The sequence below is a fragment of the Hymenobacter lucidus genome (genome assembly GCF_020447265.1).
GTDB classification, from domain to species: domain Bacteria; phylum Bacteroidota; class Bacteroidia; order Cytophagales; family Hymenobacteraceae; genus Hymenobacter; species Hymenobacter lucidus.
In genome coordinates this window covers 98,572-105,927 of the sequence record NZ_JAJADR010000011.1, presented here as the reverse complement: position 1 = coordinate 105,927, position 7,356 = coordinate 98,572, and the positions used below count along the sequence as shown (strand labels likewise).

6 protein-coding genes and 1 pseudogene are annotated in these 7,356 nt (G+C 62.0%); 3 read left to right on the top strand and 4 right to left on the bottom strand.

Annotated elements, in window-relative coordinates; all coding sequences use genetic code 11:
- Positions 1 to 300, bottom strand: a pseudogene (locus LGH74_RS22810) (hypothetical protein); the annotation flags it as partial.
- Positions 301 to 627: 327 nt separating this feature from the next.
- Here LGH74_RS22810 and LGH74_RS22805 point away from each other — a divergent pair.
- From LGH74_RS22805 to LGH74_RS22795, 3 genes are all read left to right on the top strand, one after another.
- Positions 628 to 900, top strand: coding sequence for a hypothetical protein (locus LGH74_RS22805; RefSeq protein WP_226180131.1), 273 nt, complete (start codon positions 628 to 630; stop codon positions 898 to 900).
- 195 nt (positions 901 to 1,095) lie between these two features.
- The gene (locus LGH74_RS22800) at positions 1,096 to 2,427 is read left to right on the top strand and encodes a hypothetical protein (RefSeq protein WP_226180129.1); all 1,332 of its coding nucleotides are present in this window, start codon (positions 1,096 to 1,098) and stop codon (positions 2,425 to 2,427) included.
- Positions 2,428 to 2,579: 152 nt separating this feature from the next.
- A complete protein-coding gene (locus tag LGH74_RS22795; RefSeq protein ID WP_226180127.1) occupies positions 2,580 to 2,825 on the top strand; it encodes a Kazal-type serine protease inhibitor family protein in 246 nt (81 codons plus the stop codon).
- 103 nt (positions 2,826 to 2,928) lie between these two features.
- Here the strand turns inward: LGH74_RS22795 and LGH74_RS22790 are convergent, their stop codons facing one another.
- The 3 genes from LGH74_RS22790 to LGH74_RS22780 form a co-directional block, all read right to left on the bottom strand.
- Positions 2,929 to 4,695 (bottom strand): ATP-binding protein, encoded by a 1,767-nt coding sequence (locus LGH74_RS22790; RefSeq protein WP_226180125.1) that lies wholly within the window; start codon positions 4,693 to 4,695, stop codon positions 2,929 to 2,931.
- 11 nt (positions 4,696 to 4,706) lie between these two features.
- Positions 4,707 to 5,771, bottom strand: coding sequence for a porin (locus tag LGH74_RS22785; protein WP_226180123.1), 1,065 nt, complete (start codon positions 5,769 to 5,771; stop codon positions 4,707 to 4,709).
- 123 nt (positions 5,772 to 5,894) lie between these two features.
- Positions 5,895 to 7,262 (bottom strand): sigma-54-dependent transcriptional regulator, encoded by a 1,368-nt coding sequence (locus LGH74_RS22780; protein ID WP_226180121.1) that lies wholly within the window; start codon positions 7,260 to 7,262, stop codon positions 5,895 to 5,897.
- Between the last annotated feature and the right edge of the window lie 94 nt (positions 7,263 to 7,356).

The following is a 7,356-nucleotide window of genomic DNA, read 5'->3' as shown; positions in this document are numbered from 1 at the left end:
GGCGGCCTGGTCGTCGATGCACTCGAAAAAGCCCATGCCGCCGGTGGGCTGCTCGAACGTGCGGGCGGTACGCTCATTAATAAAGGCCGCCACCCGCCCAATGGTGCGGCCCCGTTCGTCGAGCAGCAGCCACCGAATCAGCTCACCGTGGCGGAAGTACTTGTTGCGCTTGGGGTCAAAAACCTGGTCGATGTCTTGGTCGAGGGGGCGGATGTAGTGAGGGTCGGCGCGGTAGAGGCGCACGGCAAACGCGCGAAATTCGCGGGCCTGTGGCGGCGTCAGAACTTGCTGCAGCTGCATAAGGGAAAGCAGGTAAAAGGCAATAGAGAAAAAAGTGCAGCTGCTGGCTCCCGGACACTGGCCGGGTTGCGGGGTTTCGAAAGTACAAGGTATTGCCGGGCTTAAGTCGGGCCGAGCGGAAAAAAACCGTCGGAAAAAGCCCGGTTCCTTTTTCCGCTCCGGTATTGGAAACTGGAGTTATTTTCTATCTTCGGAATCTGAACAACGTCAAAAGCGTTGTCAGGAGCGGCCGGCTCCTCTTTTTTCGGGCGGCGGTGGTTTTGCCCAACACCGCCCCGGCCGTCATTTCCCCATCGGGCCCGTTCCGGGTTCTTTCATTTTTGTCCTATGTCGCACGAAGTTGCTAACCTGACCCTCGCCGAAGCTACTACCCACGCTCCTTTCGTGGATTATGCCCGCTGCCTTGACGCCGGCAGCCGCCCCTTCAACCACGTAGGTGACTGGCCCGAAGAAGGCCAGCTCTACCCCGTGCGCGTGGTGGAGTCGCACCTGGAGGGCATTCCGCTGGTGCACATCCTCGGCTTTCAGGCCGAAGCCCCCTACTACAATGCCTACGCGCCGCACCGCTTCGAGATGCTGCACACCATCTGGCTCAACTAAGCAAAACCGTCTGCCCCGGCACTACTGACAGCAGGGCGCTTCCCCAGGGAGGCGCCCTGTTTTGTGTTTAGCGCAGCGGCCAGCCGAACTATATAGCAGACAATCCGGCTAAAAACTGCGTGCTTCGCGCCGGGGTTCGGCTTTCCATCCGGGGGCTAGCCCCCTCCCAAGCTTTTTTCACTCATTATAGTACGCATGACACAGTTTCGGTGGCGTAGCGGGTTGCTTCTGGCACCCGCGTTGCTGGCAGGAGCCCTGCACACGCAGGCTCAAACGTTTAAAGACGGAAAGCTCACCCTCAACCCCGACGGCAGCCATTACATTAAAATGACCCTGCTCAACCAGGTGTGGGCCCGCTACAACCAAAGCAACCCCGGCACCCAGGTCAACGGCTTCAGCAAGCCCGAGACCTACGACATCGGTATCCGGCGCTTCCGGATGCAGTTTTTCGGGCAGATTACCGACCGGGTATTTATCTATTCCCAGATTGGCATCAACAACTACAGCTACCTCTCCGACCGCAAAGTCGGCTTCTTCCTGCACGATGCCGTGGGCGAATACGCGGTGGTAAAAAACAGCCTCTCCCTGGGCACCGGCCTGGGCGCCTGGAACGGGTTGTCGCGCTTCACGGCCTCGGCCACGGGCAGCATCATGGGCCTCGATTTGCCGCTGGAAGCCGAAACCACCAACGACGTCAACGACCAGTTTGGCCGCAAGCTCAGCATCTACGCCAAGGGCAAGCTCAGCAAGCTCGACTACCGCGTGGCCATCAGCAACCCACTGGACATCACCAAGGGCTCGGCCGGTACTGCCGCGCTGACGCGCAACGCCAACTTCTCGCGCCGCCCCGGCAAGCCCCAGTACCAGGCTTACCTGATGTGGCAGTTTAAGGACCAGGAAAGTAATCTGACGGCCTATAACGCGGGTACTTACCTGGGCAAGAAGCGCGTGTTCAACGTGGGCGCCGGCGCCATTCTGCAGCCCGACGCCATGTGGTACAAGGCCGACAACGGCCGCGACACCCTCACCCAGGCTATGAAGCAGGTAGCCGTGGATGTGTACTACGACGCCCCCATCGACACGACCAAAGGCGCCCCGAGCGTGAACTTCTACGCTGTAGGCATGCACCTCGACTACGGCCCGGGCTACCTGCGCAACAACGGCCCGATGAACCCAGCTACCGGCACCAGCAGTACCAATGCGCTGCTCGGCGCCTTCGGCAACGCCTTTCCGCAGTACGGTACCGGCAACGTGCTCTACTCCCAGCTGGGCTACAAGCTGCGCGACAACCTGGTGGGCGAAACCACCTTTATGCCTTATGTGAGCTACCAGTACTCGCACTACAAGCGCCTCACCGACGATCTGCACTTCTTCGACGCGGGCGTGAACTGGCTGCTGGCCGGGCACACGTCCAAGCTCACGCTCAGCTACCAGAACCGGCCGTTTTACGTGACGCAGAGCAACGGCGAAAACACGGTAGACCGGCGACGCAGCGCGGTTGTAGCTCAATATCAGGTGTCTTTCTAATACCCGTACTCAGCAACGGCAGCGGCAAGCCCGGAATTATCTTATAAATGGAGTCAAAAGGCATGTCACAATTAACGCTACTACGTCCTGGCGACAAGCATTAGACTGGGTTAATATTGCACATCTCTACACATTGTCCCCTTTCTGAGTTTATGAAACAACTTGCTCTGTTTACCCTGCTGCTCCTAACCGGAGCCTGTGCTAAAGAAAGTGCGGCTCCCGCTCCCGGTAAGGCCACCTCGACCGCCAATGCCAAAGGCGACGATATCCAGTGCCTGGACGTGTACGCCCCAGTGTGCAGCAACGGCGTAACGTACCCCAATGCCTGCTACGCGGGCAAAGCCGGCGTCACGACGTACACAAAGGGCGCCTGCGACGGCAGCGGCGGCGACATCTAAGAGACAGTCTGGCTGAATTGCATAGTACCATAACAGAAGAGGCCCCGACAAATGTCGGGGCCTCTTCTGTTATAGGCAACCTGGTTATGGGCAACACCTGGCTTCAGCTCATCACTGGCAGCGTGAAATGAAACACACTGCCGCGGCCAGGCATGCTTTCCACCCAGAGCTCCCCGCCCTGGGAAGTAATAAACTCGCGGCTGATGCTCAGGCCCAGTCCCGAGCCGCCTTTTACACCGTCCCGGTTGGGAATATGAGCAAAGCGCTTGAATATCCGCTCGTGATACTCGGGCGCAATGCCCGGGCCGCAGTCCCGCACGCTGACCTGCACCAGGCTGCCCAGTTGCGCGGCGCTAATGGTGATGCACTCCCCGGCCGGTGAGTAGCGAATGGCGTTGGCCATGAGGTTAATCACGACCCAGGTGGTTTTTTCCAGGTCGGCGCGCACGGCGGGCAGGTCGGCGGGCAGCTGGTAGTGCAGCTGCAGCTCCTTGTCTTCGAGTTGGGCCATAATGGTGTCATCGGCGTAGTCCATCACCTGGGCCAGGGCCACGGGCTCGGGGTTGAGCTTGATGCCCACGCCCGCGTCGAGGCGCGACACATCGATCAGCTCGCCCACCATGCGCAGCAGACGCTGGGTTTCGAGGCGGATGCCGCCGGCAATGCGCTGCCGCTCGGCCGTGTCGGTCCGCTCATCCTGGAGCAGCTTTAAGCTCAGATTGATGCTGGCCAGGGGCGTTTTGAGTTCGTGCGACACGGTGGCCAGAAAGTTGGACTTAACCTGATCCAGCTTTTTGAAGTCGGACACGTTGCGCAACGACAGGATATGGCCCACAAACTCGGTCTGAGCCGTCACGTCGTTGTAGGACAGAATCGGGTTTACCGACAGCCGGTAGTAGGCCTCCTCGCCGTGGCGGGTGATGGTGTACTCGGGCGCGTTGGGCGTTTCGCGCTGGGGCGCGGCGGCTTCGGCGGCCAGCAGCGTCTGCAAGAACTCGTTGTGCCGGGCTACGTCGGCAGCCAGCTCGCCGATGAGGGCCTCGGCGGGCTGGCCCAGCAGCTCACTGGCCACCGGGTTTACCAGGATGATGCGGCGGTTCTGGTCGATGAGCAGCAGCCCTTCGTCGAGGCCCTGCACGATGCTTTCCATGCGGTTGCGCTGCATGATAAGCTCGGCGCGGCTGGCCGTGCGCAAATCCTGCATCTGGCCCAGCATCCGGTTGAAGGCCTGGGCCACGTGCCCGACCTCGTCCTGGCGCTCAATGGGCAGCCGGCCCGCCGTGCCGGGGTCGGTGGCCAACTCGATATCGGCGCTGAGGCGGCGCAGGGGCCGCACCACGATGCGCGGCAGCCGTAGCACCAGGCTCGCCCCCAGTACCGTGCTTAGCGTCAGAATGAGCAGCAGCGTGGTTTTGGCGGCCCGCACGGCCCGGGCCGCTTCCTGACCCTGCCCGGCCGAGGCCTGCAGGTTCATCGTCAGCAGACGGTGGGTCTGGGCCTGCAGCTGTAGCAATTCCGCTTGCCGGGCGGCGGCCGGGGCCTGGTTGTCGAGCAGCTGCTGGTAGTCGGCCAGGTTCTGGGTCAGGCTATCCACCAATTCGGCCTCGCCGGGCTCGGTAATGTTGGCGCCTTCCCGGGTCAGGACGCGGCGGAACTCGGGCAGCGCGGCGGGGCGGGAAGGCTCCTGAGCCAGGCCGCTCAGGGCCCAGAGCATCTGCTGGCCCAGGGCCACCGAGTGCAGATTGGCCTGCTGCATGTGCTGGCCCCGGTGGTCGAGGCGCGTGAGCACGCCGTAGCTGTAGCCACCCACGATGAGCAGCAGCAGCAGCATACTGAGCACACTCAGCCGGATTCGGTTTTTCAGGGTCATAGAAGGGCGCATCAGAAACTCAGCGCAATACTGGTGGTCAGGTTGCCGTAGGTGGTGGCCGGCCGGTGGCTGCCACCGTCGAACACGGGCAGACTGCTGTTCAGGACGCGGCCTTCAATGCGGGCCGTGAGGTGGGAAGACGGCGCGTAATCGACGTTCAGCGAGGCGCCCTTAAGTTGGGTGTTGGAGTTGGCCGGCGTAGGCCGGCTGGTGTTGATAATGACTCCGTCGCGGGCAGAGTACACCTCCAGGCGGCCGGCCAGGGCCCACGCCGGGGTGAACCGGTAGCGGGCTAGCAGCGCGCCGGCGGCCCAGGTATCGTTTTGGGGCTTTTCCTCGGTTTGCTGGGTTCCGATATCGAATACGGCTGCTACCGACAGCTTTTCCGTAGCCGAGTAGGTGGCGTAGAAGTCGTGGAAAAAGCGCCGCCGCCGGGTGTCCTGCTGGGCCTGGTCGTTGCCATAATAGATGCTGGAGTTGAGCAGCCACTTGGCCGTAGGCTTCCACTGCAGCTGGGTGCCCAGGCTTTTGGCGCGGTTCACGTCCCGTATCTGCTGCCAGCCGTTGAGCACCAGCGCGGTGGCCGTGAGCCGGGGCGAAATTTCGTAGGTGAAGCGGGCCCCGGTTTCGTAATAAGGCGAGTTTTCGGCCATCAGCGAGCGGGTCAGCGTCCAGTTGTCCTTGCTCAGGGCCGACTCGAAGCCGATGTGCGACGTGAAAACGCCCAGATCCAGCCACGACTTGGCCGTGGGCCGGAAGCCGGCGGAGGCTTCGTAAATGTTGCGCAGTACGGTGGGCTCGTTGGCGTAGTTGGCCTCCACGTAGGTGCCCGTGTGCAGGGCCAGCGCGCCACGCACACGGGCTTCCTCGTAGCGCACGCCCAGCACGGCATTGTTCAGAGCAAACTCATTGGCGCGGCTATGCGAGTAGAGAAACGCGGGCCGTTGCGCCGATTTGCCGGCAAAATCGTAACCGTAGTAGGCATCGGCAAATCCGTACACGCTCAGCCCGGCGGGCAAGGGTAGCCGTTCCTCGATGTAGCCTACTGAGTCGGCATACGTTGGTATTTGGGCCAAGGCGGAACCGGTAGAAAGCAAACCAACAAGCAAAAGCGGGGCAAATTTCATGGGTGTAGAAAGCCGACTGCGCCGCGCGAAGGCCGGCGGGCAGGGCGTTGAGAAGGTACAAAAAAAGGAAGTTCAGGCTGACAAGCCGTATTCCTGGAGCTTGCGGTAGAGCGTAGTCAGGCCGATACCGAGCTGGCGGGCGGCTTCGGTTTTATTGCCTTCTACCTCGCTCAGCACTTGGCGAATGTGACGGGCTTCCACGGCCCGCAGGCTCCGGTCGTGGGGGTCGTCGGCGACGGAGCGGGCCTCACCGGGCAGAGTGTAGAATTCGGTGGGCAGCAGACTGGCGGCTACCAGCTCATTGTCGGGCGTGAGGATAGCGGCGCGTTCAAGCACGTTTTTGAGCTCCCGCACATTGCCCGGCCAATCGTAGGCCTGCAGCAGGCGCAAACACTCGGCGTCCAGACCCGGCAGGCGCTTTTTGAGGCGGGCGGCGAAGTACTGTAGAAAGAACTCGGCCAGTACCGGCACGTCGGTCGGTCGAGCCTTGAGCGGGGGTACGTCGATGGTAAAGACGGAGAGGCGGTAATAGAGGTCGGACCGGAAGCGGCCTTCCTGGGCTTCGAGCTTAAGATTACGGTTGGTGGCAGCCACGATGCGCACATTCACGGCCGTAGGTTTCGTGTCGCCGAGCTTGGTAAAAGTCTGCGTTTCGAGCACGCGCAGAAACTTGGCCTGCACGTTGAGCTCCAGCTCGCCCATCTCATCCAAAAACAAAGTCCCGCCGTGTGCCTCATCCAGTAGGCCGCGCTTGTCGGTGAGAGCCCCAGTGAAGGCACCTTTCTTGTAGCCGAACAGCTCACTTTCGAGCAAATCCTTGGGGAAGGCGGCGCAGTTGAGGGCCACGAAGGGCTTGCTGCGGCGCGGGCTGGCCTGGTGCAGGGCCTGGGCAAACAACTCCTTGCCCGAACCCGTCGGCCCTTCCAGTAATACGGTGCTATCAGTAACGGCGACCTGCCGGGCCAGATTTTGGGCTGCCCGCAGCGCCGCCGACTCCCCTATCATCGTCTCGAAGCTGTGCTGCTGGCTTACGCGGCGCTCCAGCTCCGCCACCCGGCGCTGCAGCCGGGCCTTATCGGCCGCCCGCTCCACGATGACGACGAGCTGCTCGTCGGAGTCGCCCTTGGTCAGATAGTCGAACGCGCCCTGCTTCATGGCCTGCACGCCGTCGGGAATGGTGCCAAAGGCCGTCATGAGCACGATTTCGGCTTCCGGGCAGCGGGCCCGCAGCTTGGAAATCAGCTCCACACCGTGGGCATCGGGCAGCTTCACGTCGCAGAGGACGACCAGCACTTCGTTGGCGTGCTGCTGCAGGGTTTCCAGGCCGCGCCGGGCGTCGGGGGCCTGGAGCACGGTGTAGCCTTCCAGCTCCAGCACCCGGCTCAGCAGCTGGCGCAGGCGGGTTTCGTCGTCGATGATGAGCAGGGTACCGGTGGGCATGGGGTGGCTGTCGTAGCGCGAACTTTGTAGTTCGCGTGAATGAATGGATGGTAATCGGCTTTAATGGCGCGGGCTACGCGAACTACAAAGTTCG

What these genes read in the sequence shown, in the direction of transcription:
- LGH74_RS22805 (WP_226180131.1), top strand. Translation starts at nt 628, where the DNA reads ATGTCGCACGAAGTTGCTAACCTGACCCTCGCCGAAGCTACTACCCAC.
- LGH74_RS22800 (WP_226180129.1), top strand. Translation starts at nt 1,096, where the DNA reads ATGACACAGTTTCGGTGGCGTAGCGGGTTGCTTCTGGCACCCGCGTTG.
- LGH74_RS22795 (WP_226180127.1), top strand. Translation starts at nt 2,580, where the DNA reads ATGAAACAACTTGCTCTGTTTACCCTGCTGCTCCTAACCGGAGCCTGT.
- LGH74_RS22790 (WP_226180125.1), bottom strand. Translation starts at nt 4,695, where the DNA reads ATGACCCTGAAAAACCGAATCCGGCTGAGTGTGCTCAGTATGCTGCTG.
- LGH74_RS22780 (WP_226180121.1), bottom strand. Translation starts at nt 7,262, where the DNA reads ATGCCCACCGGTACCCTGCTCATCATCGACGACGAAACCCGCCTGCGC.